The 22,621-nt window shown below is 58.6% G+C and carries 29 protein-coding genes; 16 read left to right on the top strand and 13 right to left on the bottom strand.

Translation table 11 applies throughout. The annotated features are described in order from the left end of the window. Window positions 1-167: 167 nt before the first annotated feature. From VMV64_RS04725 to VMV64_RS04715, 3 genes are read left to right on the top strand one after another with little or no spacing between them, the layout of a single operon-like run. Complete coding sequence (locus tag VMV64_RS04725; RefSeq protein WP_325328795.1) at window positions 168-632, top strand: XRE family transcriptional regulator; 465 nt, start codon at window positions 168-170, stop codon at window positions 630-632. After that, window positions 625-1,029 (top strand): hypothetical protein, encoded by a 405-nt coding sequence (locus tag VMV64_RS04720; protein WP_325328794.1) that lies wholly within the window; start codon window positions 625-627, stop codon window positions 1,027-1,029. The genes VMV64_RS04725 and VMV64_RS04720 overlap by 8 nt, the downstream gene beginning before the upstream one ends. Next, window positions 1,026-1,937 carry an alpha/beta hydrolase family protein gene (locus tag VMV64_RS04715; protein ID WP_325328793.1) on the top strand — a complete coding sequence of 304 codons (912 nt, stop codon included), beginning with the start codon at window positions 1,026-1,028 and terminating at the stop codon, window positions 1,935-1,937. The genes VMV64_RS04720 and VMV64_RS04715 overlap by 4 nt, the downstream gene beginning before the upstream one ends. Here VMV64_RS04715 and greB read toward each other — a convergent pair. Next, on the bottom strand, window positions 1,913-2,476 hold the full coding sequence (greB, locus tag VMV64_RS04710; protein ID WP_325328792.1) for a transcription elongation factor GreB: 564 nt from the start codon (window positions 2,474-2,476) through the stop codon (window positions 1,913-1,915). The genes VMV64_RS04715 and greB overlap by 25 nt on opposite strands. Further along, window positions 2,473-3,117 carry a HEAT repeat domain-containing protein gene (locus tag VMV64_RS04705; RefSeq protein WP_325328791.1) on the bottom strand — a complete coding sequence of 215 codons (645 nt, stop codon included), beginning with the start codon at window positions 3,115-3,117 and terminating at the stop codon, window positions 2,473-2,475. Before VMV64_RS04705 ends, greB begins: the two co-directional genes overlap by 4 nt. Window positions 3,118-3,256: 139 nt before the next feature. Here VMV64_RS04705 and trxA point away from each other — a divergent pair, with 139 nt between their 5' ends. Next, a complete protein-coding gene (trxA, locus tag VMV64_RS04700) occupies window positions 3,257-3,631 on the top strand; it encodes a thioredoxin (protein WP_325328790.1) in 375 nt (124 codons plus the stop codon). A gap of 35 nt (window positions 3,632-3,666) precedes the next feature. Here the strand turns inward: trxA and VMV64_RS04695 are convergent, their stop codons facing one another. The 3 genes from VMV64_RS04695 to hda all read right to left on the bottom strand — a co-directional run bounded on the left by VMV64_RS04695 (window position 3,667) and on the right by hda (window position 6,084). Then, complete coding sequence (locus tag VMV64_RS04695) at window positions 3,667-4,212, bottom strand: hypothetical protein (RefSeq protein WP_325328789.1); 546 nt, start codon at window positions 4,210-4,212, stop codon at window positions 3,667-3,669. Window positions 4,213-4,328: 116 nt separating this feature from the next. Continuing rightward, a complete protein-coding gene (locus tag VMV64_RS04690) occupies window positions 4,329-5,402 on the bottom strand; it encodes a hypothetical protein (protein ID WP_325328788.1) in 1,074 nt (357 codons plus the stop codon). 10 nt (window positions 5,403-5,412) lie between these two features. Next, entirely contained in the window at window positions 5,413-6,084 is a 672-nt protein-coding gene (hda, locus tag VMV64_RS04685) for a DnaA regulatory inactivator Hda (RefSeq protein WP_325328787.1), read from the bottom strand. 280 nt (window positions 6,085-6,364) lie between these two features. Between hda and VMV64_RS04680 the strand changes: the two genes are divergently transcribed. Continuing rightward, window positions 6,365-6,682, top strand: coding sequence for a DUF3301 domain-containing protein (locus VMV64_RS04680; protein ID WP_325328786.1), 318 nt, complete (start codon window positions 6,365-6,367; stop codon window positions 6,680-6,682). A gap of 302 nt (window positions 6,683-6,984) precedes the next feature. Continuing rightward, window positions 6,985-7,188 carry a transcription antiterminator/RNA stability regulator CspE gene (gene cspE, locus VMV64_RS04675; protein ID WP_009205360.1) on the top strand — a complete coding sequence of 68 codons (204 nt, stop codon included), beginning with the start codon at window positions 6,985-6,987 and terminating at the stop codon, window positions 7,186-7,188. Between the two features lie 96 nt (window positions 7,189-7,284). Here the strand turns inward: cspE and VMV64_RS04670 are convergent, their stop codons facing one another. After that, on the bottom strand, window positions 7,285-8,352 hold the full coding sequence (locus VMV64_RS04670) for an AI-2E family transporter (protein WP_325328785.1): 1,068 nt from the start codon (window positions 8,350-8,352) through the stop codon (window positions 7,285-7,287). A 44-nt stretch (window positions 8,353-8,396) separates the two neighbouring features. Between VMV64_RS04670 and purM the strand changes: the two genes are divergently transcribed. From purM to VMV64_RS04645, 5 genes are all read left to right on the top strand, one after another. Next, window positions 8,397-9,446, top strand: a complete 1,050-nt coding sequence (gene purM, locus VMV64_RS04665) for a phosphoribosylformylglycinamidine cyclo-ligase (RefSeq protein ID WP_325328784.1) — start codon at window positions 8,397-8,399, stop codon at window positions 9,444-9,446. Between the two features lie 23 nt (window positions 9,447-9,469). Continuing rightward, window positions 9,470-10,111, top strand: coding sequence for a phosphoribosylglycinamide formyltransferase (gene purN, locus VMV64_RS04660; RefSeq protein WP_325328947.1), 642 nt, complete (start codon window positions 9,470-9,472; stop codon window positions 10,109-10,111). Further along, complete coding sequence (locus VMV64_RS04655) at window positions 10,108-10,806, top strand: DUF3108 domain-containing protein (protein WP_325328783.1); 699 nt, start codon at window positions 10,108-10,110, stop codon at window positions 10,804-10,806. Before purN ends, VMV64_RS04655 begins: the two co-directional genes overlap by 4 nt. Before the next feature lie 21 nt (window positions 10,807-10,827). After that, window positions 10,828-11,826 (top strand): DUF3108 domain-containing protein, encoded by a 999-nt coding sequence (locus VMV64_RS04650; protein WP_325328782.1) that lies wholly within the window; start codon window positions 10,828-10,830, stop codon window positions 11,824-11,826. Between the two features lie 181 nt (window positions 11,827-12,007). Further along, the gene (locus tag VMV64_RS04645) at window positions 12,008-13,279 is read left to right on the top strand and encodes an RsmB/NOP family class I SAM-dependent RNA methyltransferase (RefSeq protein WP_325328781.1); all 1,272 of its coding nucleotides are present in this window, start codon (window positions 12,008-12,010) and stop codon (window positions 13,277-13,279) included. 32 nt (window positions 13,280-13,311) lie between these two features. On the opposite strand, the gene VMV64_RS04640 is transcribed toward VMV64_RS04645, so the two are convergent. Genes VMV64_RS04640 through VMV64_RS04630 form a run of 3 tightly spaced genes read right to left on the bottom strand, consistent with a single transcriptional unit; the run spans window position 13,312 to window position 15,288 of the window. Then, entirely contained in the window at window positions 13,312-14,058 is a 747-nt protein-coding gene (locus tag VMV64_RS04640; RefSeq protein WP_325328780.1) for a hypothetical protein, read from the bottom strand. Beyond that, entirely contained in the window at window positions 14,055-14,909 is an 855-nt protein-coding gene (locus VMV64_RS04635; RefSeq protein WP_325328779.1) for an FTR1 family iron permease, read from the bottom strand. Before VMV64_RS04635 ends, VMV64_RS04640 begins: the two co-directional genes overlap by 4 nt. A gap of 16 nt (window positions 14,910-14,925) precedes the next feature. Then, window positions 14,926-15,288 carry a cupredoxin domain-containing protein gene (locus VMV64_RS04630; RefSeq protein WP_325328778.1) on the bottom strand — a complete coding sequence of 121 codons (363 nt, stop codon included), beginning with the start codon at window positions 15,286-15,288 and terminating at the stop codon, window positions 14,926-14,928. Window positions 15,289-15,694: 406 nt separating this feature from the next. On the opposite strand from VMV64_RS04630, the gene VMV64_RS04625 reads away from it, so the two are divergent. Next, the gene (locus VMV64_RS04625; protein WP_325328777.1) at window positions 15,695-16,246 is read left to right on the top strand and encodes a DUF3617 domain-containing protein; all 552 of its coding nucleotides are present in this window, start codon (window positions 15,695-15,697) and stop codon (window positions 16,244-16,246) included. A gap of 79 nt (window positions 16,247-16,325) precedes the next feature. Here VMV64_RS04625 and VMV64_RS04620 read toward each other — a convergent pair whose 3' ends face one another. Continuing rightward, entirely contained in the window at window positions 16,326-17,243 is a 918-nt protein-coding gene (locus VMV64_RS04620; RefSeq protein ID WP_325328776.1) for an MYG1 family protein, read from the bottom strand. A 171-nt stretch (window positions 17,244-17,414) separates the two neighbouring features. On the opposite strand from VMV64_RS04620, the gene VMV64_RS04615 reads away from it, so the two are divergent. The 4 genes from VMV64_RS04615 (at window position 17,415) to VMV64_RS04600 (ending at window position 20,971) form a co-directional block, all read left to right on the top strand. Continuing rightward, window positions 17,415-18,074, top strand: a complete 660-nt coding sequence (locus VMV64_RS04615; protein ID WP_325328775.1) for a hypothetical protein — start codon at window positions 17,415-17,417, stop codon at window positions 18,072-18,074. 58 nt (window positions 18,075-18,132) lie between these two features. Further along, complete coding sequence (locus tag VMV64_RS04610; RefSeq protein ID WP_325328774.1) at window positions 18,133-19,038, top strand: recombination-associated protein RdgC; 906 nt, start codon at window positions 18,133-18,135, stop codon at window positions 19,036-19,038. Window positions 19,039-19,069: 31 nt separating this feature from the next. Next, a complete protein-coding gene (locus VMV64_RS04605; protein ID WP_325328773.1) occupies window positions 19,070-19,900 on the top strand; it encodes a ferritin-like domain-containing protein in 831 nt (276 codons plus the stop codon). Window positions 19,901-20,104: 204 nt separating this feature from the next. Then, window positions 20,105-20,971 (top strand): hypothetical protein, encoded by an 867-nt coding sequence (locus VMV64_RS04600; protein ID WP_325328772.1) that lies wholly within the window; start codon window positions 20,105-20,107, stop codon window positions 20,969-20,971. 150 nt (window positions 20,972-21,121) lie between these two features. On the opposite strand, the gene VMV64_RS04595 is transcribed toward VMV64_RS04600, so the two are convergent. The 3 genes from VMV64_RS04595 to VMV64_RS04585 all read right to left on the bottom strand — a co-directional run bounded on the left by VMV64_RS04595 (window position 21,122) and on the right by VMV64_RS04585 (window position 22,427). Next, complete coding sequence (locus tag VMV64_RS04595; protein WP_325328771.1) at window positions 21,122-21,634, bottom strand: M48 family metallopeptidase; 513 nt, start codon at window positions 21,632-21,634, stop codon at window positions 21,122-21,124. Window positions 21,635-21,780: 146 nt separating this feature from the next. Next, entirely contained in the window at window positions 21,781-22,197 is a 417-nt protein-coding gene (locus VMV64_RS04590; RefSeq protein ID WP_325328770.1) for a type II toxin-antitoxin system VapC family toxin, read from the bottom strand. Then, the gene (locus VMV64_RS04585; protein ID WP_325328769.1) at window positions 22,197-22,427 is read right to left on the bottom strand and encodes a ribbon-helix-helix protein, CopG family; all 231 of its coding nucleotides are present in this window, start codon (window positions 22,425-22,427) and stop codon (window positions 22,197-22,199) included. The genes VMV64_RS04590 and VMV64_RS04585 overlap by 1 nt, the downstream gene beginning before the upstream one ends. Window positions 22,428-22,621: the final 194 nt, after the last annotated feature.

Here is a 22,621-nt window from a genome sequence, read left to right as displayed (position 1 = left end):
TGGTAGCTCTGCGATTTGTCGGTTCGAGCCTCGACGACATGGCAGATTTCCCGGCAGAGACTAAACGTGCCGCCGGTCACGAGCTATGGCAGGCGCAGCCGGGCTTGAACCGTCCGACTGTAGGCCGATGCCTTCCATTGGTGTCGGCGTAAAGGAAATGCGTGCATGTGCTCGGCGAATGGTGCGTTATTTACGTAGCCAAGTTCGCTGATCCGATTTATATGCTGCATGCGTTCCAGAAAAAGTCACAAAAAAACCCCTGCAGGAAGACATCGAACTCGTCCGCCGGCGTTTCCGACAAATTGGAGGGTAACTTGATGGAAGCCGAAAAAATCATCGAGTCGAGCTGTGACGTGTTCGCCGATCCGGGATTTTCGCCCGAGGAGGCGACCTTGCTTGCCATGCGCTCGCAATTGATGGGCGAGCTTCGCCTCATCATCCGTGGCCGGAGCTGGACTCAGGCGAAGACCGCCGAAGTGCTCGGTGTATCGCAGTCCCGCGTTTCCAATCTAATGCGGGGCAAGTGGGAGAAGTTCAGCCTGGATATGCTGATTACGTTGGCCATTCGGGCAGGCCGGCATGTTGAATTGCACCTGCAGCGTAATTCCGTGGAACTAATCAACCATGCTTAAGATAATAAAATCCCTGATGTTGATCTTGGCCCTGGCCGGCTGCGCGGCCATGCCATGGAAGGACACGCGGCAGGACGCGCTGCGGCAGGAGGCGGGATACCTGGCCGGACTGGTCAAGACCAACAAGATCACCAAGGTGCAGGCGGCGGACCGGCTCGACATCAAGCGCATCGAGCTGGTGGGCAGAAACCTTTACGACGACGAGGTGTTCGCCTATTACCACCATCTTGCCGAGGAGCGCGACCACAACCGCATCGACCAGGCCGAATCCCAGTCGCTGATGCGGAAAAAACTGGCCGAGGTGCGCGCCCGCTACCGGCAGGATCCGGGCAAACACGGCAAGATCCCGGTGTTCACCAATTTCCTGATGGAGTTGTACGGACTGCCGCCGCTGTGACCACTTTGGCGACTTTGGCGACTACAGTATTGCTGATCATCGCCGCAATGGCAGCCGCCTTCCCCTTGATTATCCGCAACGGCTTCCGCGCACCGCGCATCATCGAACAGGGCAGCCCTGAACAGTACGGCCTAACATACCGGGAAGTCTCGATCCCGACCGAGAACGGCAAGCGCCTGTTCGCCTGGTTCGTCCCGCCTCCGGCTGCCGGCCCCGCTCCGGCTGTGGCCGTGCTGCACGGCTGGGGCGGCAACGCCGAAATGATGCTGCCGCTGGCGCAACCGCTGCATAGTGCCGGCTATGCCGTGCTCCTGTTCGACTCGCGCAACCATGGCCGCAGCGATAGCGACGGCTTTTCTTCCCTGCCGCGCTTTGCCGAGGACCTGGAGCACGCGCTCGACTGGCTGGCGTTGCAGCCCGATGTGGATGCCACCAGGCTGGCCGCATTGGGGCATTCGGTGGGTGCCGCAGCGGCGCTCCTGGTTGCCTCGCGCCGCAGCGATCTGGCCGCGGTGGCGAGCATTGCCGCCTTTGCCGATCCGGAAAGCATGATGCGGCGATTCCTCGCCGCGCATCACGTTCCCTATTTCCCGCTCGGCCGCACTGTGCTGCGTTACGTCCAGCGCGCCATCGGCCACCGCTTCAGCGACATCGCCCCGCGCAACACCATCCGTCAGGTCCGCTGCCCGGTGCTGCTGGTGCACGGCAGCGACGACACCACCGTGCCGGTCGAGGATGCCATGGCGATCTACGCCCAGCGGCCCGGCGACCAGGTTCGTTTGCTGATCCTGGCCGGCGACCACGATTCATCCCACGAGGCGGAACGCCACGCCGGGGAATTGATTGATTTCCTCAATCAGGCGGTCGGGCGGGAAAGCGCCGATCAGTTCAAGCTCAGCGCCACATAGCGGATTTCCGTCACCTCGAGTTCTTCTTTCCCGCCCGGAGTCTGTAGGGTGATCACGTCGCCCTCGCGCGCCTTGAGCAGCGCCCGCGCCAGTGGCGAAACCCAGCTGATCCGGCCGCGCCCGGCATCGGCTTCGTCCACGCCGACGATGCTGTAGGTGTGTTCCACCCCATCCTGGCCGTACACCGTCACGGTGGCGCCGAAAAACACCTGGCCGCATTCCTCGCGCTCAGCCGGATCGACCACTTCGGCGTTGTCCAGGCGTTTGGAGAGGAAGCGGATGCGCCGGTCAATCTCGCGCAGCCGCTTCTTGCCGTAGATGTAATCGCCGTTTTCCGAGCGGTCGCCGTTGGAGGCGGCCCAGGTGATGGTCTTCACCAGGGCCGGTCGCTCGGCTTTCCAAAGCTGGTCGAACTCGTCCTTGAGGCTCTGGTATCCCGCCGGGGTGATGTAGTTCTTCAGCCCCAGAGGCAGTTGCAGCGCCGGCTCCAGCTCATCTTCCTCGGCGCCATCGTTCTCGCGCGTGAATGCCTTACTCATTTTTGCTCCAATTCCTCCAGCGATTCGGCGGCGATCTCGCGCACCGCATTGTCCTCGTCCTCAAGGCAGGCGCGAAGGTATGGCGCCACTTCCGCGCCGCCGATCAGGGACAGAAAATGACAGGCATCCGCCCGGGTGAGCGCGTCGCCGCTCCTGGCCAGCGCCCCCAGGTCGGGGATCATCGTTTCGGCAAGCCCGCTGCCGCTTAGTTCCTCGAGCACTGCGCCGATCCCCAGACGCGCTGCCATGCTGGTATCCGGCCGCTCCATCAGGCGCACCAGCGCCCGCAACCTGAGCGGCTCCTGCCGCGCCATTTCCTCAACCCTGGAGCGCCGTCCGCTTTTCAGCATCTGGAAGAAATAGTCCGCCATGCCGTCCAGGCTGTCGGCCCGTTCCGCCCAGCGACGCAGCTCGCCGGGAGTCAGCGCCCCCTCCAGTTCGAACGGCCCGATCCTGACCCATGGCACTGTCCTCGCTCCCAGCGCCGCTGCACGTCCCGGATGAACGACGACGTTGACCGCTTCCAGTCGCCCGATCACGCCTTCCTTGAGCAAAGCGCCCAGCCCCTCCAGCACCGCCGGGCAGTGGGGACAGCCGGGTGCGAGCAGCAGCAGGGCATCGGGAATAGGGTTGGGGTTCATGGCGTTCACCTGACAAAGGTCTCGGCAGCAGAATAATTGCGACAGTGGACCATATTAGCACTTAATGATATTTTATCGAATTGCGCCGGGGAGCCCTTATTCCCCTCTCGGCGCCCATCATTTTTCTGGAGAAACAAGCATGGCAACCGTTGACCTTAACCAGGACAATTTCGAAGGCACCATCATCGGCGATGACATCGTGATCGTGGATTTCTGGGCACCGTGGTGCGGCCCATGCCGCTCCTTCGCCCCCACCTACGAACAAATGTCGGAGAAACACCCTGACATCACCTTCGCCAAGGTCAATACCGAAGCGGAAACCGATCTCGCCGGCTATTTCCAGATCCGCTCGATACCGACCCTGATGGTGTTTCGCGAAAAAGTGGTCATCTACGCCGAAGCCGGCGCCTTGCCTGCCTCCGGGCTGGAGCAGCTGATCGAACAGGTGCGGGGGCTCGACATGGTGGAAGTGCATAAGCAGATCGCCGAGGAAACAAACCAGCATCCTCAGTAATCCCCGGAGCGCCCGTTCCCGGGCGCTCGCCTAACTTACTTCCCGTTGTTCGGCGGGATCGGGCCGGGCACCGCGTTTTTTACCGGTGGCAGCGCCTTCAGATAAGCGAAGAGCGCGCTCAGGTCTTCGTCGCTAAGCCGCGCCACGTTATACCACGGCATCGGCGGCAGAATAGCCCGTCCGACCCCCAGGTGCTTGCCGGTACGCATCGCTTGAGTAAAGGTCTGTTCGGTCCAGTTGCCGATCCCCGTCCCCCTGTCGGGAGTAAGATTGGCGGCAAAGCTCGTTCCCCAAGGCCCGGACCACGCCGTCAGGTCGTTAGTGAATACGCCGCCCCAACTGGCCGGGCCGATGATCTTGTCTGGCGTCGGCGGCAGCTTGATTGCCGCCGGATGACCGGACAAAAGCAGCTTCGGGTCGGGCACCGGCCCATTGGCGGTCATCAATTTCGGCGAATGGCAGTCATTGCAATGGCCAGTGGCCGCGAGATATTCCCCACGTTTGACCTTCGCCATACTGCCAGGGTCGACCCCGGACTGCTGCGCAAAAACACTCCCCGCCATTAAGTAAGGGGGGAACAAACGCCGCAAAACGAAAACAGGTTGCCGTACGCATAAACGCCTCCGCACATTTTCCGATGAAAAATTCATTATAGGAAAGTGCGGCAGAACTGCCGGCCATTGCGGGCAATCACTCATCAAACCAGGATTTTCTTTAGATAATCCGCCGCTTGCCGAACCCCATCGGCTTCAACCGGCGGCTTTTTTGGCCTGGCGCGCAACGCCTCCCACAGATTGATGATTTCCCCCCGTTCCAGCGCCTCGCGCCCCACTTCCAGGCCGCAGCCATGTTGCTTCAGCCAGGCCGCCAGGAATGGCGCCTCGGGCCAGTCCTTGCGGTCAAGATACAGCACCGGCACGCCGTTGCACGCCGCCTCGGCAAAACTGCCGTAGCCCGGCTTGGTCAGCAGCGCATCGCAGGAAGCCAGCACGTCGGTGAAATCCATGCCGAGGGCTTCCAGTTCCACCGCATCGGGATGGCGCACCCGCCAGGAGGACTGCACCACCCAGCGTACGCCGGGGAGGCGCGGCCAGCCTTCCAGCGGCAGGCGAAACGCCACCCCGCCCATCGCGATCAGCACCAGCTTGCCGCCAGCTTCAAGCCCCAGTTTGGCGTCGATCTCGGCGCGGCGGTTGCGCCCCAGACGCGCGATCGGCCCAATTTCACGGGCATTCGGCAAATCCGCCATTGCCATGGATGGCTGCGGCCTGAGAAAACACACGGCGCTGCGGTAAGCATCGAGCATCTGCTGGTGGATTTCCGCCGCTTCCGGCCGGTCATGGCAGTAATGGGCGTAGATGTCCGCCCAGTTGAGGGAGCACATCGCCACAGCAGGAATTTCCGCCCGCGCCGCGGCGGCAAGACTGAGATAAGGCACATTGGCGAACAGCAGATCGGGACCGAGCGCAGCCATCTTTTCCGCTTCTCGCGCCACCTTGCCCGCCCAGCCACGGTGAAAATCCCGGTAGGCATCGGCACTCTCTTCCACCCGCACCGCCAAGGCGTCCGCCATCACCATGCCGAAATCCAGCGCTTGCGGAACCAGCGTGAAATCGCAGTGAAAACGCTGCGCCAGCAGTTCGTGCGGTGCCCCGCTGCGCAGCGTCACCCGCAGACCGGGCAGGAGTTCCGCCAGCACGTTGACCACCGGCGCGGTCTGGGCGATATGACCGAAGCCATGATAGGAAAGATCGACCAGCAGATGAGGCATCAGTTCAGAATCAGGATTCCTGATGCAGCGTTTCACGCAACAACGGTACGGTGATCGGGCGCTTGGTTTCGAGGGAGTAGCGGTCGAGCGTATCCAGCGCCCCCAGCAACGACGGTAGGTCGCGCCGCCAATGGCGCAGCAGGTATTCCGCCACTCCAGCCCCGAGCCGGAAGCCGCGGCTTGCGGCGTGAGCGTGTAGCGCCTGCACCTTCTCGTCGTCGCTGAGGCCATGAATTTGATATACCAGCCCCCAGCCGAGCCGGGTCACCACATCCGGGCGCATCGGGAGCTGTGCCGGGGCGCATGGCCCACTGGTCAGAAGCCTCCCCTGCCCTTCGCGCAGCCGGTTGTAAAGATTGAACAGCGCGATCTGGCCCTCACCGTCGAGCCGGCCGACATCGTCGAGCGCCACTGCGTCGTAGCCCTCCAGATCATCCGGCAGCGCCGCGCCGCACTGCACGTAAACCGATTTCAAACCGCGCCGTGAAACAGCCTCCACAAAGGCATGCAGCAAATGCGTCTTGCCGCCATTAGGCTCGCCCCAGAGGTAAATGAAGCGCTCCGGCTGCGCGCCAGCGGCGCTTTCGCTCAGGGTTTGCAGCACTTCCGCATTGCGCCCGGCAACAAAGTTGTCCAGCGTGGGTGTGAAGTCAGAAGAGATTTCGAGCAGTAGCTGTTTCATTTTTTAATCTATAAAAAACAGTTCAGCCACGGATTAACACAGATACACACAGATTATCAATGAGTTACCGTTCTCACCTTAATCACCTTTCGGGTGAGCGGCAAGTCTTCAACAACACATTGTTTTATCTGTGTTAATCCGTGACCATCTGTGGATAAAAGCGGTTTTTAGGTTTAAAGGGAAATCAGGTTATCGGTATTCTATCAGCTTGAGCAGTGCCTGCAGCGGTTCGTAAAAACCGGGTATTATTCGGCGTTTCATTCATCCTGTTTTCTCGCCGATGGATTTCACGGATTTACTTTTCATCCTGTTGCTTGCCGCGCTGGCGGGATTCTGGCTCGATAGCCTGCGCGCCCTCGAAACCGCGCGAAATGCGGGCAAACGCGCCTGTCACAGCGCAGGCGTCCAATTTCTCGACGACACGGTTACCGTCACCTCCCTGACACTGAGGCGTAACGCAATAGGACACCTGGCGATCCGGCGGACCTATCGTTTCGAGTTCAGCGATACCGGCGATAACCGGCTGGAAGGCACTCTCGTCTTGCTGGGTGCGCGGGTTGAATCGGTGGAGATGGAACCGTTCCGGTTCATGCAGTGACCCCGGACTATTTCGTGTCCCCAAAAAACTGCTGACGCTCGTAAAAACCAAAACTTTCCATGACCCACCCGCCCACTTTGACTCTCACTGTAACGTGCTGTCAAAATGTAACAAATTTCACCCAAGGACTAGCCCTGAAATCATTCGGATTAATTATCGCTTGACTTGCCAAAATATAAGGCGTAAAAACTGTCTGGTGTTTGGATTCAAGTTTTTTGCACTATCGGTTTCGCCGTTTGCAGTCTTGGAATTCAGGCATTTTCGCGGGGTTTCCCGTATTTTTATTAGCAAGGGACTACGTAATGGCAACTGGTACTGTAAAATGGTTTAACGATTCCAAGGGTTTCGGCTTCATCACTCCGGACGACGGCAGCGAAGATTTGTTCGCGCACTTCTCCGCGATTCAGATGGGCGGATTCAAAACCCTGAAAGAAGGTCAAAAGGTGCAGTTTGAAATCACCCAAGGCCCCAAGGGTAAGCAAGCTTCCAACATCCAAGCCGCCTAAGTATTAGCGCTTGAATGCTACGCCCCGGAGCCACGGCTCCGGGGCGTTTTTACTTGTACCATGCACCACAGAGTGGCGTGTAGCGTTTGTGCCTACCTACCGGTACAAACCGCTTTCCAGATAGCTCTTCCGCAACACCCTCAGCCCCACCAGCAGCACCGCGCTCATCGGCAATGCCAGCAGCACGCCGAAGAACCCGAACAGCTGCCCGAACGCCAGCACGGCAAAAATCACTGCCACCGGGTGCAAGCCGATGCGGTCGCCCACCAGCCAGGGCGTCACCACCACCCCCTCCAATACCTGGCCTGCCCCGAATACGACCCATACCGGGATCATTCCACCCAGGCTCTGGAACTGCATCAATCCCGCCAGCGTGGCCAAGGTCAGGCCGACGATCATGCCGAGGTAAGGCACGAACACCAGCAAGCCGGCAATGATTCCGATTGGTAAGGCCAGTTCCAGCCCGACCAGCCGCAGGCCGAGCGCGTAAAACAGGCTCATCAGCAGCATCACCGAGATCTGGCCGCGCAAAAAACTGCCCAGCACGTCATCCACCTCCCGAGCCACCGCACCGACTTGTTCGTGCCAGCGGCGTGGTATCACCTCGTCGATGCGGGCGACGATCAGGTTCCAGTCGCGCAGCACGTAAAACAGTACCACCGGTACCAGCACCAGGTTGGCGAAAAAACCCACCAGTGCCAGACCGCCGCTTCCGAGCGAGGGCAGGAATTGCGCTGCCAAGCCGCCGGCACTTTGCCAATGCTCGGCCAGCGCCTGTTTGAGATATGCGCTGTCGAGCTGCAACTCAATATCGAATCGGGCTTTCAGCCAAGGCGCCAGATGCTGCCTGAACCAGTCGAGGTAGCCCGGCAGGCGCTCTAGGAACAAGGAGATCTGCTGCTCGAACAGCGGAATCATGATCAGCAGCAGGGCAGCGAACAAACCGAACAGGAACACCATGGCCAGAATGGTGCCGAGGGTACGGGGAATTTTCAGGCCGGCCAACCGGTTCACCAGCGGGTTGCAGATGTAGGCGAGGATGGCCGCGAACAGGAACGGTGCGAGGATAGCACTGAGCAGGTAAAACAGTCCGCCCGCCGCGGCGACCGGCAGCAGCCACCACAGGTGGTTGAGATTGAGTTCTTCAAGGCGTTTCGTGTCCATTTGGGTTAAAATACCACAATTTCCAAATTTACGCGGAGCCTCCCTTGAACCAGCCCGATCCAACCAAACCCCCCCTGAGCTACCGCGATGCCGGCGTGGACATCGACGCCGGCGACGCCCTGGTGGAAAACATCAAGCCGTTCGCCAAGCGCACCATGCGGCCCGAGGTACTCGGCGGCCTCGGCGGCTTCGGCGCACTGTTCGAGATCTCGAAGAAATACAAAAACCCGGTGCTGGTATCCGGCACCGACGGCGTCGGCACCAAACTCAAGCTGGCCTTCATGCTCGACAAGCACGACACCGTCGGCATCGACCTGGTGGCGATGAGCGTCAACGACATTCTGGTGCAGGGCGCGGAGCCGCTGTTCTTTCTCGACTACTTCGCCTGCGGCAAGCTCGACGTCGCCACCGCCACCGATGTCATCAAGGGCATCGCGGCAGGCTGCGAGCAGGCGGGCTGCGCACTGATTGGCGGCGAAACCGCCGAGATGCCCGGCATGTACCCGGCGGGCGAATACGACCTCGCCGGCTTCGCCGTGGGCGCCGCGGAAAAAGACAAGCTCATCAACGGCTCCACCATCGCCGCCGGCGATGCGGTGCTCGGGCTCGCCTCCAGCGGCGCGCACTCCAACGGCTATTCGCTGATCCGCAAGATCATCGAGCGCAGCGGCATCGACCTCAACTCGGATTTCCACGGCCGCCCCCTGCGCGACGTGGTGCTGGCACCCACCCGCATCTACGTCAAGCCGATGCTGGCGTTGATGGAACAACTGCCGGTCAAGGGCATGGCCCACATCACCGGCGGCGGCCTGCTTGAAAACATCCCGCGCGTGCTGCCGGAAAACCTGACGGCGGTACTCCGGAAGAACAGCTGGGACATGCCGCCGCTATTTTCCTGGATGCAACAGGAAGGCAACGTGGCCGAAAAGGAAATGCACCGCACTTTCAACTGCGGCATCGGCATGGCGGTGATCGTCGCCGCTGCGGATGCCGAGCGCGCCATGCAGTTGCTGCGCGACGCGGGCGAAACGGTGTGGCAGATCGGCAGCGTCGAGAAGCGCGCCGAAGGACAGCCCCAGACCGTGGTGCAATGAACAACCTAGAAGAGGTTTCCAGGTTGAAGTCCATCGTCATCCTCATCTCCGGACGCGGCAGCAACATGCAGGCGATCCTGGAGGCCAGGCTGCCGGTCAAGATCGCCGCAGTCATCAGCAGCAACCCCAACGCCCACGGACTGGAAATCGCCAGGCAACACGGCATTCCCGCCCATGCGCTGAACCACCGCGACCACGAAACCCGCGAGGAATTCGACACCGCCCTGGCCGCCAGGATAGCCGGATTCAACCCCGACCTGGTGGTGCTGGCGGGCTTCATGCGCATCCTCACGCCGAACTTCGTCAATGATTACAATGGTCGGCTGATCAACATCCACCCCTCGCTGCTGCCGGCGTTCACCGGCCTCAACACCCACGCCCGCGCCCTGACCGAGGGGGTGAAAATCCATGGCTGCACCGTGCATTTCGTCACCCCCAACCTCGACAAGGGGCCGATCATCATCCAGGCAGCCGTACCGGTACTGCCCGGCGACACCGAAGAAACGCTGGGGGCGCGGGTGCTGGAACAGGAGCACAAGATCTATCCCCAGGCGATCCGCTGGTTTGCCGAAGACCGGCTGACCGTCACCCCGGATTGCAACGTCATCCTGCAAAATCAGCAGCCTGTCGAAACCGCTTTGCGCTCGCCGTGGGAACCCCAATGACGCGACTATTAGCCGTATTGTGCAGCCTGTGGATGGGTGCAGCGCTGGCCGCCGCCCCGCACCAGGTTACCGCCACCTACAGTCTCACCAAGCAAGGCCAGCAAATCGGCACCGTCACGGAAAGCTTCAAACAGACCGAGGGCCGCTATCAGATCGAAAGCGTCACCTCCGCCATCGGCATCTACGCCCTGTTCATGAAGGGAAAAATCCGCCTGATCAGCAACGGGGAGGTGACCGACCAGGGTCTGCGCCCGCAGCACTTCGAGCACCATCGCGCCGCCGATCCGGCCAAGACCGTCCAGGCCGATTTCGACTGGGAGAAGATGAGCCTCACCCACAGCTTCGACGGCAAAACCGAAAGTGTCGCCCTCGAACCCGGCGCCCAGGACCGCATCAGCCTGCAGTACCAGTTCATGTTCGCGCCGCCGGGAAAAGACGATATCCGGCTGTTCATGACCTCCGGCAAGAAACTCAACCTTTACCATTACAAACTGGCCGGGGAAGAAAAAATCACCACGCCGGCAGGGCAGTTCCAGGCAATCCATCTGGTCAAGCAGCGCACCGCGGACGAGGACGGCACGGAAATCTGGCTGGCGAAAAAGCGCCACTATTTTCCGGTGCGGATCGTCGTCGAGGAACACAATGGCGGCAAGCTGGAACAGAACCTGACCTCCCTGACTATTGAGGGTGAGTAATTCAGTGGGCGAGCCTAATCCATGCCGGATCAGGTAAAAAAACTGCTTTGGGTGCTGGGGCTTTCCTTGACGGCGCACCTCGCCGTGTTGTTGGGCCCGCATTTCTCCCTGCCGGTCAACCTGGCTCCCCCTCCAGTTCTGGAAGCCAAGCTCAGCCCCCTTCCACCTCCGCCGGCGAGACTGGCAACGCCCAAGCCGCCGCGTGCCGCAAAACCAAAACCAAGTCCCGCGAAAGATATTCCCGCTCCGCCCGTGGAAGCCGCGCCTGCGCCAGACGTCCAGCCCGATGCCGCACCAGCGCTCGCCGAAACGCCGCCGCCTGCCGTGGAGCCCGAACCTGTCGTGGAACCCGAGCCTGCCGCCCCTGCACCACCCGCCATGCCGCAGCGGGTGACGACCCGATTCACCCTATTCAAGGGACTGAACGGCCTGCGTGTGGGCCGTGCAGAGCAGGTCTGGAAGCTCGATGGAAAGCGCTATACGATTTCCAGCGTGGCCGAAGCCAGCGGCCTGTTCTCCCTGTTTGCATCCGGCAAGCACATCCAGGAGAGCCGGGGTAAAATCACGCTGGCCGGGCTGCAACCCTCAAGCTACCGGGTGGAACGCGGGCAGGGTGCGGACAAGACCGACACCGCCGAGTTCGACTGGAATGCCATGACACTCACCCTCGCCAGCGGCGGCGGCAAAAAGACCCTGAAACTGCCGGAAGGAACCCAGGATCTGTTAAGCTTCATGTATCAGCTCGCCTTCGCGCCGCCGCAGAGTAGTTTCGTGAAACTGCAGGTAACCAACGGCAGAAAACTCGACAGCTATGCCTACTGGGTCGTGGAAGAAGCGCTGGAAACCCCGATGGGCATGCTGAACACCCTGCACCTCGGCAAGCATCGCGAAGAGGGGGAGAAAGACACCGAAGTCTGGCTCGCCGCCGACTACCATTACCTGCCGGTCAAAATCAGCCAGCTCGACAAGGACGGCGATGGGCTGGTGCTGCTGGCGAACGAGATCGCGATTACGCAATGAACACACAACAAAGCATTAACCACGAATTCACACAAATGATCACGAATTAACACGAATAAAGCGCCACATGCATTCGATAATGCCGCACAGCTCCCATTCAGGGTGTTTTTATTCGTGTTTATTCGTGCAAATTCGTGTCATTCGTGGTTAATTTCAAACTCACTGGAATGATAAAAAGCCCATGCAACTCTCCTCTACCCGCCTCGGCCATGCCGTACATGCCCTGATCGACATCCTGCCGCTGACCCATCCGGCCGATGCGAGCTTGAGCCGCTATTTCCGCAGCAACCACGAGCTGGGCCCCAAGGATCGCGCCTTCGTCGCCGAAACGGTCTATGCCGTGCTGCGCCGCAAGCGCCTGCTCGAGCACCTCGCCGCGCCTCACACCTCGCCGCGCCACCTGATTCTGGCCTTGCTGGCGAAGGTGCAGGGCCTGAGCCTGCGCGAACTGGAGCCGTTGCTGCACAAGGATGAAAGCGAATGGCTGAAGCAGGTCAAGGCGGTGCCTACGGACGATCTGCCCTTGGCAGTACGGGTGGACTTCCCCGACTGGCTGACGGAAAGGCTGGTCGCGCGCATGCCGGAAGAGGAAATTCTCGCCCTGGCGCGCGGCATGCAGCATTCCGCCCCGCTGGATCTGCGCGTCAACACCGTGCGCGCCAACCGCGATGAGGTGCTGGCGATTCTGAAGCGCGACGGCATCCCCGCCGAAGCCACGCCCTATTCCCCGGTCGGCGTGAGAATCAAGGAAAAGCCGGCGATCAACCGCCACCCCCTGTTCCTCACCGGCAAGATCGAAGTGCAGGACGAAGGCAGCCAACTGCTCGGCTACCTGGTTGCGCCGAAGCGCGGCGAGATGATCGCGGACTTCTGCGCCGGAGCCGGCGGCAAGACCCTGCTGCTGGGCGCGCTGATGCACTCCCAAGGGCGAATCTACGCCTTCGACGTGTCGGAAAAGCGCCTCACCCAACTCAAGCCGCGCCTGAAGCGCTCCGGACTATCCAATCTTCATCCCCAGCTGATCAGCAACGAAAACGACATCAAGATCAAGCGCCTCGCCGGCAAGCTCGACCGCGTGCTGGTCGATGCGCCCTGCAGCGGGCTCGGCACCCTGCGCCGCAACCCCGATCTCAAATGGCGCCAGAAGCCGCAGGATATCGAGGAGCTGACGCAAAAACAGGCCGCCATCCTCACCGCCGCCGCGCGCCTGGTCAAAGTCGGCGGACGGCTGGTGTACGCCACTTGCAGCATCCTTGAAGAGGAAAACGAGCAGATCGTCGAGGCCTTCCTCGCCACGCATCCGGAATTCGAATTGCATGCCGCCAGCGAGGTGCTGGCGCAGCAGAATATCCCGCTGGACACGGGCAAATACTTCAAGCTCGCGCCGCACGTGCATGGCACGGATGGATTCTTTGCTGCGGTGATGGAAAGGAAGAACCAGGTTAAAGTCTAGCTGCTCCGGCTGAATCTGGCCGGCAGTTCAAGTCAGAACTCATATTCCGCCTGCATTCTGAAGGTATGATTTGGCGTCGCGTCAGTGGTGCCTATCAACCATGCCGCGTTATACTTGATGGCCTGGTGTCCATTGAGAGCGATTTTTCCGAAAATGGCGGGGCCGAGTTTGTGTTCCTGGGCATTATGCTGCGCCCAGTGATCCCATTCCCCCATTTCCCCGAAACCCTGAAATCCAAACTCGAATTCCTTTTTCCAGCGATATTTTGCCTGCCACTGGTACTGGAAGACAGTTTTATGTGACTCACCATCCGGATCGACTTCGCCACCGAATTTCCGCTCAAATAGCAGATTGCCATTCAACTGCAGCTTGTCGAACTCGGTCTGGAACAAGGGGCCAAACTTGAATTCATTCGCTGCCCCCTTCTGGTTGACGGGGAATTCGAACTCAGTGATCAAACCGATTTCCAGCGGATATTTCCCGGTTTCGGTTAACTGAAACTTGTTTTCCCATTCCAGAATATTCAACCTGGGTTCCGGGCCTTCATGCTCGGTCTTCAAATATAGTTCTGTGAACCAGTTCTCGGTGGCGCCATAACCGAAGCCGAGGCTGGTTACCTGAGCGGTATCGCCGGACGGCATTTTGGCCGATCCAAACTTGAAATCCACCTCCTTTTCGCCATGCTCCACGGTAGGCAAATAGACGTAATCGGCCGGACCTGCAAAGACCGAGCTACAGGACAGCGCACTTAAGGAAAGTGCCAATATGCTTTGTTTCATGAAACAGGCCTTTTATGAATATTTAATTGAAATGAGCGGCTGGCCAGCCTCATGCCCGTTGCAATGGCGACCAGGGTAATAATGTAAAAAATGAGCTGCATGCCGGCAGGTCTAGGGTCGTATCCAACCAAGCTATGAAGCAGCATGCCGGGCACGGAAGTCACGGGCAACGCAATCGATGTATCCCAGAGCGGAGCCGCCAGACTCGGAAGCAGATTGGCCTGGATCAGGAAATGCGCTGCCTGCGATGCCATACCGGCGGCCAGAAGCAACACCAGCATTCCGGTTGCGATAAAAAACCAGCGCAACGGAACGCGCAGCAGACCCACATACACGGTGTAGCCAACTGCGATGCCTGCAAGAACGCCGATGAGACCTCCCAGCAGGATCGTCGACACCCCCGACGCCCCCGACGCCTCCGACGCCTCCGATGCCGAGACTGCGTAAAGGAAGAGCACCGTCTCAGAACCTTCGCGGAGCACTGCCAAGCCGACCACGATGAGCAGAATCGATCGTTCCTGCTGCCCATCGCGAATAGCCCTGCCGATATTGGTTGCTTCGGCAGCCATTGCCTTACCGTGCGACGACATCCAGATGTTGTGCCAGGCCAGCATGAGCACCGCGACGCCCAGCACCAGCGCATTAAAAATTTCCTGGCCAATACCCTCCGCCATTCCCGCAATAGCCTCGGTGGAAGCCGCAACCAGTGCGGATCCGGCCAATCCAGCCATTAATCCGGCGAGCAACCAGCGATTACGACCAGGTATTGAGCGCGTCGCCGCGGCAATAATACCGATGAGAAGCGCAGCCTCAAGCACTTCACGAAAGACAATGACAACGGTTGCAAACATTGCAGCTCTCCTAACGCTACTGGACGACGATCACACCTTGGGCGGTTTTTTCATTGAATTCACCAAAAAATCGGTAGCGTCCGGCGGCAAGGGGTCCCACAAAAATCGTTGCAGTGGATAGCCCGGCAATCACTTTTTCCCGATTGAGGTCATGACTCTCGAACTCCTCAGGCGTAGCATCCCGATTTTCAACAAACAGCTTGATTTTTTTACCCGCTGGAACGGTTAACTCCGCTGGCTGAAAACGGTGGTCCTTAATCACCAACATATAATCGCTATCACTTGCCACAGCCACATTAGCGCAATAAACAGTCATAGCACCCAGGACAACATGAGACATCTTCCGAAACAAGTTTGAAACAAAATTAACGGGATTCATAACAGCTCCTGAAATCAAATTAAGCGCGAAACAGTTGATAACAATTCTCATTGTATATGATAATGATTATCAATTGCAAATAATATCAGGTAAAGTCCAGTCCGAAATTTGCGGTAAATTCCCTTCGGCCCAGTCAATGGCGAATGGTTGTTCAGTCCGCGAGGGAAGCAATGTTGCCGCTGCGTGAAAGCACGAAAGGATAGATTGATTTCATCAGAGACCGCTAACATGCTTTGTCTCTTCGATGCCACCACATCTGAGTTGACATGCTCCTGGCCGGTTACGGCTAGGCAGCAAGTGAGCCACCGTCAAACGGGGAAATCCCCTGATGACGCCGTACTTATTCAGGATTAACATTCCAGATGCGAATATTCCCGCATTTTCTACTCTCTACTAAGGAGCAACTATGAAACGCAGATTTGATACTCGTAGAACTTTCTCCCTGCTGCTTCTCGGCTTGGTTGCCGCCTCGCTGGCAGGAGGCGCGCTCGCCGCCGATATGCCCAAACGCAAGACGGGGCTGTGGGAAATAAACGCGCAGTTGGAGGGGATGCCCAGCATGGGCGCCATGCAGCAGTGCATCGACCAGAACACCGACAATCTTATGCAGCAAAGCGCGAAGAAGGAAAAAACCGACTGCAGCGTGATTGACGTCAACCCCGAAGGCAACAAGGTCTCCGTGCATTCGGTCTGCAAGTTCCAGGGCTCCACGGCAACGACGGATGCCGCATTCATCGGCGCCTTTGATACAGCCTACAATGGTGATATGAAAACCCGCTTCGACCCGCCGATGCATGGCATAAGCGAATCGAATATGACCATGGAAGCCAAATGGCTCGGCCCCTGCAGGCCCGGCCAGAAGCCCGGTGACGTGATCATGCCGAACATAAAAAACATGAACATCAATGAACTGATGAAGGACCCAAAAATTCAGGAGCTGTTGAAACGGCAGAAATAAGGGGCCTCGCAAAACTGAGCGATTTGTCGCCCAGTACCGACATATCTTGAATTTATGCGGTCAGCATCTGCCGTTTTTTTTAATCCTGCAGTGCCAAGCGCGCCATTTCGATAGCCCCGTCTTTCGTCTTGTGTCCTGCGACAAAGCGCCCCCGATGGCAGAACACGCAGCCTTTCATGCCGACGACGGCGTCCAGCTCTTCGCCATCCAGCCCGGCCCAGGCCGAAGGCAGGGATTTTCGGTTATTGAAGCTGCCCGCATGATCCGGAACGGCGGTCACATGCCATTTCGCCTGGGCATCGGGGGAAATCACGTACAGAAGGTGCTCGTACTCGTTCGATCCCAGCACGGCATCCTTCCACGGCACGTCGTGCTCCAGCACCAGCACCCGCCCCGCTTCCAGCAAAATCCCCTGCGCCACAGCGGCGCGCGCCTTTTCAAACCCGTTGGCGTCCCTGATCGTGTTTTTCAGCACGACTGTTGCCATACTGATGGCGCGTTCGAAGGCCTCGTTCCTGGCTTCCGTGGACGTGACATCCTGCCAGCCGGGATTGAAGCCTCCAAGGACCGTGGAAATCGACATCAGCGTGACGGGCAGGGTTTCCTTGCTCAAGGTAATGCCGCAATCCATGGCGTCCACGCCTTGCACCAGCCAGCGATCGACCCTGGATGCCGCGGCCTCGGATTCACAAAGCTCCGCCCCCAGTTCACGCCATACCAGGCCGAACGAACTGTAAGGGATGCCGTTTTCGCGCGCTTCCTTGTACTCCAGTTGATGGTGGTCGAAGCGGCAGGTCGCCGGGTCAAAAACACGCCCCACATCGAACAGGATATCCGCTGCGTCCAGCTGCTCCTGGTCGCGCGTGCGCAGAATGGGCAAAGCCGGATTCACCAGGCGTAATGTCGCCGCCGCCAGCACATCATCGGCATGAAAGGACCCGGAATGGGTGGCTGCTACAGCGCCAGTGCTCTGCAAGATAGAATAAAGATTCGACACGTTACCTCTTTAAATTGTTAGTTGTTCCTAGGCCAGCATCCTACAGGATGGCAAATCAAGTTGCGAAACCGGCAACACTGGATGCCAGGCGTTGTTATACTTCATCAGCCACCCGAGACGTAAGATAGATCTCATCCGCGGGCAAACTATCCCTGACTTGAAGAAATCATTTTGAAAAAAATACTCATCACCATACAGGGCAAGACCCTGATCCTTCACTACCAGGTCAAGCATGGACTGGTGCGCAAGGGCTCCGGCTGGGCAAGCTATATCCAGGTTTTGCCTTCCGCCGAGCTGGCCCGGTTCGACCTGAAAGGGCTGACCCCTGAAATGTTTTGCGTGAACATTTCCGACATGGTAAATATTCGCGGCTTGTTTTCCGGCCAGGTGGAAAACGAGCGGCAGGTTCCCGTTGCGCGCTGGGAACTGAACCACGAAGATTATCTGCAAGCGACCAGCGCCCAGGCGGCGAAATTAACGCACCTGCAAATCGTGGATTTGCTCGCGTCGTTGCCGGGTTACCTTCAGGAAACGGACAACCAGTTTATCGACTTCGAGGAGAGCGTCGTCCCCCATGAGACGGGCGAACCCGCCACTTTCAGCGGCTATCGGCTGACCATCGTGACCGAAGACATCGAGAACAAGGTCGCCCCCTATGCCTATTACAACCTGGACACTCACACGCCGGAAGGATGGCAAGGCTACCCGCCGCCGCAAGCGGATTATGAACCGATACGAACCGCACTGGAGAACAAGCTGCAGGCCATCCGGGAAGCCGGCGTGCCGCTCACACAGGTTGACGATGAAACCGATTACGCCATCGCGAGTTAATAGCACCCCTGTTTATTTTCTTGCCTGTATAATCGCCCCCTTTTTTGAGTAACACGCCATGTGGTTTAAAAGCATCTTCATTTATCGCCTTCCCACCGACTGGGCCATGAGCGCCGCGGCTCTGGAAGAAAACCTCTCCCGCCAGCCGCTTCAGCCCTGCGGCGGCCTGGACAAGCAAAGCCGTGGCTGGGTTTCCCCCCAAGGCGATGGGCCTCTGGTTCACGCATTGAACCGGCAGTTGCTGATCGCCCTGGGCGTGGAGCAGAAACTACTGCCCGCCTCCATCATCAACCAGTTCGCCAAGGACCGCATCGCCGAACTCGAAGCGCAGCAGGGCCACCGCGTCGGGCGCAAGGAGATGAAGGAGATCAAGGAACTGGTCACCGACGAACTTCTCCCCCGTGCGTTTGCGCATCGGCGCACGACCTTCGTCTGGATCGACCCCGTCAACGGCTGGCTGGTTGTGGATGCGGCCTCCCCGGCCAAGGCGGATGAGGTCCTGGAACTGCTAGGCAAAACACTGGACGACCTGCCGCTCAAGCTTGTGCATACCAAACTCTCCCCCGTCACAGCCATGACCGGCTGGCTTGCCGGGGGTGAAGCGCCGCCCGGGTTTACCATCGATCGCGAACTGGAGCTCCGCTCCATCGACGAGGGCAAGGCGACGGTTCGCTATGTCCGCCACGACCTGGAGGGAGATGAAATCCGTGCGCACATCGCCGCCGGCAAGAGTGCCACCCGGCTGGGAATGACCTGGAACGACAAGATCTCCTTCGTCCTCACCGAGCAGCTCCAGATCAAGCGCCTCGCCTTTCTGGACATCCTCAAGGAAGAAGCCGAATCGCAGGCTGAAACCAGCGACGAGTTGTTCGATCTCGACTTCACCCTGATGACCGGGGAACTGGCCCGCTTGCTGGCCGATCTGATCGAGGCGCTCGGCGGCGAGAACGTCCAGCAGGCGTAACCCTGCTTGGAGTTGGCCCTGAGCTTTACGCATGAAATCACCCACCGACCCCAAGGAATTGCGCCAGGCGGCGCTGTTCTGGCTGTCAGAGCCGGACCCCGCCCGCAAGGCGGAAGGGGTGCGCCTTCTGGCGCAAGCATGGCAGTCCGGTGAAGTGATGCTGGACACGCATGCCACCTTGTCGGCGCAATCTCCCCTACCCGGCCAACCGCTCAAGCCCGAACTGGTATCGCCGCGCCTGGTCAAGCACCGCTCGATGAACATCCTGGAGGGCCGCGCCACATTGATCCATGCCTTGGTGCACATCGAGTTCACGGCCATCAACCTGGCGCTGGACGCCCTCTGGCGATACGCAAACATGCCGCGCGACTATTACGCAGACTGGCTGCAGGTCGCGCAGGAGGAAGCGCTGCATTTCTCTCTGCTTGCCGACCACCTGCACGGCCTGGGCTACGCTTATGGCGATTTTCCGGCACATAACAGCCTGTGGGAGATGGCAACCAAAACCCAGGACGACATCCTGGCCCGGATCGCGCTGGTGCCTCGAACCATGGAGGCGCGCGGGCTGGATGCCGCCCCGCCGGTACGGGCGAAGCTTGCGCAAGTGGGCGACATGGCCGCCGCCGCGATCCTCGACATCATCCTGCGCGATGAAATCGGTCACGTCGGCATCGGCAACCGCTGGTATGGATGGCTGTGCGAGCAGCGCGGCCTGGAGCCGGTAAGCACCTACGCCCGCCTAGCCGCGGAGTACCATGCACCGGTCATGCGCGGCCCATTCAATCTTGAAGCGCGACGGGCAGCGGGATTTAGCGAGAGTGAATTGGCGGCGTTAAATTTGTGCGCTTCGCGGGTTGTTTGATTGCCGGGGCTGCCCGGCACCCAATCATCTGCACGAAGCGCACACAAAACCCATCACCGCTTGTAACAAACCGACCAAAGACCTATAGTGGCCCAGTTGTCATAAAACGCACAGTAGAGCTCTAACATTTCAACACAAAATTTAATCGTGCCTGGCCCCCTTTCATCTTCCCCAATCCCGATTTAGGCCTACGAGAACCACCCAATGCCCAAACGCACGAACCCATTTCAGCAACTCGCGGCGATTATTCATTCCCGCCTTGGCAGCGGCTGGAATGTCACGGAGTCATTGTTCCTAACGGATAGCATTACAGGGGAAATGCGAGAAGTGGATGTAGTCGCCAAAGCGACGGTCGGAACCTATGATATCTATATCTCTGTTGAGTGCAGGGACCACAAGCGCTCAGCCGATGTAACGTGGATTGAGTCAATGGCCAAGAAACACGAGAGCCTATCGACATCGAAGCTTGTGCTGTGGTCCCGATCAGGCTTTACGAAAGCAGCTATCGCAAAGGCCACTGCCCTCAAGATCGACACGGTTTCACAGGCGAGCGCTGCCAGTGCCGACTGGGCGACGCTCGCGCGCAGCCTTATTGGTGGGCTTGTTCAACTTGTGACTCCAAGATTCTCACCATTCATTGACATAACGGCGACGGAAGGCACGCCGGCTCGGCTTGAAGATGTATCTAACGCGCTGATCTATGATTCTGGCGGACAAGTGGTTAACTCGATACCGTCAATCATCGAATTCATGGGGAAAAGCTCTGATATGGGTAAAACCCTACTCGATCATGCGCCTATCGGATCGGGAGACTTCTACGCCGAAATTCAGCCACCCGTGCCGTGGTTCACTGACACGGCCTACGGGCAACGCGTACCAGTGCTTCGCATTGGAATTGGCATTTCCACGTTCGTTGAGAAGCTGGCGCTAGACGCAGCGTCTGCAGCCATTGATGGAAAGGTTGCTACGCTTGCTACTGCAAGCACCGCAACTGGACAGTTTCAGATCTATGTCGAGGAAGCCCCGGATGGATCGAAACAAGTTCAAGCCGCGAACGTTCGCAAAACGTAGGCCACTCAAGAAACACCTCTTAAGTGACCACCAAAAGCTTCGGATTAATTTTCCGGAGTTCTTTCATTCCAAAATCTCCTTTGGAAAAACCATTAAGAAGCCAACCCTGATGTTTGCGCCATGACCGTTGGGTCAAACAACCCCAGCGCGTCATGACGGCCAAGACAACTTGCCGCACAGATCAACGTGCGTCAGGTACAGGCGCAAGTCAAATTCGTACTGATGATATTCGGGCTCCATATGGGCGCAGAGCTGATAGAAAGCCTTGTCGTGCTCCTTTTCCTTCAGGTGCGCGAGCTCATGCACCACGATCATCCGAAGAAACTCTAGGGGCACCTCCCTGAACAAGGAGGCAATGCGGATTTCCCGGTTGGCCTTGAGCTTGCTGCCCTGCGCGCGAGAGATGGCGGTGTGCAGACCGAGCGCATGCTGGATGACCTGAATCCGGCTATCGAAAGCGACTTTGTTGATGGGCGCGGCGTTGCGCAGGAAACGGTTCTTCAGTCTGAAGACATAGTCGTACAGCGCTTTGTCGGTGCGGATATCGTGCGCGGTGCGATATTTTTTCAGCAGGATGTCGCCCAGGCGGCCCTGCTGGATGAGGTGGCGCACTTGGGCTCTGACATCCTCGGGGTAGCCGGTGAGGTATTTCATGTTTGGCATCGGTGTCTTATCCGAAGCTTACACGGCTGAATAGCGTCGAGAATCCCGCTTGCTGCTTCCTTCTCGTTTTGGATTCAAATCATTGACCTACACGTGCTGTCTTGCAGGGCATTTCAGACCGATTCCACCCTTGTCGTTACGTGTTTTTAGCTTGATTGCAGGTTGACGATCCCGACACCGGCACGGCCTGCCGCTTCCTTGAGTGCGCCATCATTGGCGGCAACGGGAAGCTGTAGCCGAATTGCCAGGCCAAGGTAAGCGGCATCGTAGCTGGTCAATCCATATTGCAGCGCCAGGGCCAGGTTGTTTTCTACATTCTCTGAGGTGTAGTCAACAGAAATAGGCAGTGCGTTGACCAGCGCAATGATTTCCTGGATTCGGGCGGTGTCGGCTTTTCCCGCTTTCAGCGCCTTGCGCAGTACGTTGGAAAACTCCAGCACCCACAGTGACGGAACGTGGGCGGTCTCGTTCGCCAGCAGGTCTAGTACCTTGTCGGTGTAGGGTGTGGCCTGGCTCTCGAAATACCAGCCAACCACCACCGAGTTATCCACTACGAACGGCACTAATCGCGCCCTTCTTCAATGGCTTCCCGCAAATCAATGCCCTCAAGGGTGGATTTGTGGCGAGTTGCCTTAATCTTGGCAATGACTTCGGCGACAGTCTGCTTTTGGATGTGCGCCAGATAAGATTCCAGCGCCTCATTGATAATGTCCGATTCGCTGCGGTGAGTTTCCACAGCCAAATGGTCAAGCTCAGCCATTAAATCCGGACGGATTTTTAGGACGGCGTTCATTTTTGCATTCCCCAATAGAAACCAATCGAAGCAATCTTACACTAGCAGACTTGTGAAGTCATTCAAGGGGATAACAGTATCTACGCAGTCTTTCAGGGACATGAGCGCCCCCAATTTCATGATTGGGCGCAGGTTCGGTTAAAATGCCTGTCCCGACACCGATCCATGCGGCCCTTTCGCCGGATCGAGATCCG

This window comes from Sulfuricella sp. (assembly GCF_035531155.1).
Taxonomy (GTDB): Bacteria; Pseudomonadota; Gammaproteobacteria; order Burkholderiales; family Sulfuricellaceae; genus Sulfuricella.
The sequence above is the reverse complement of the archived record's forward strand: the minus strand, read 5'-3'. Positions and strand labels throughout refer to the sequence as shown.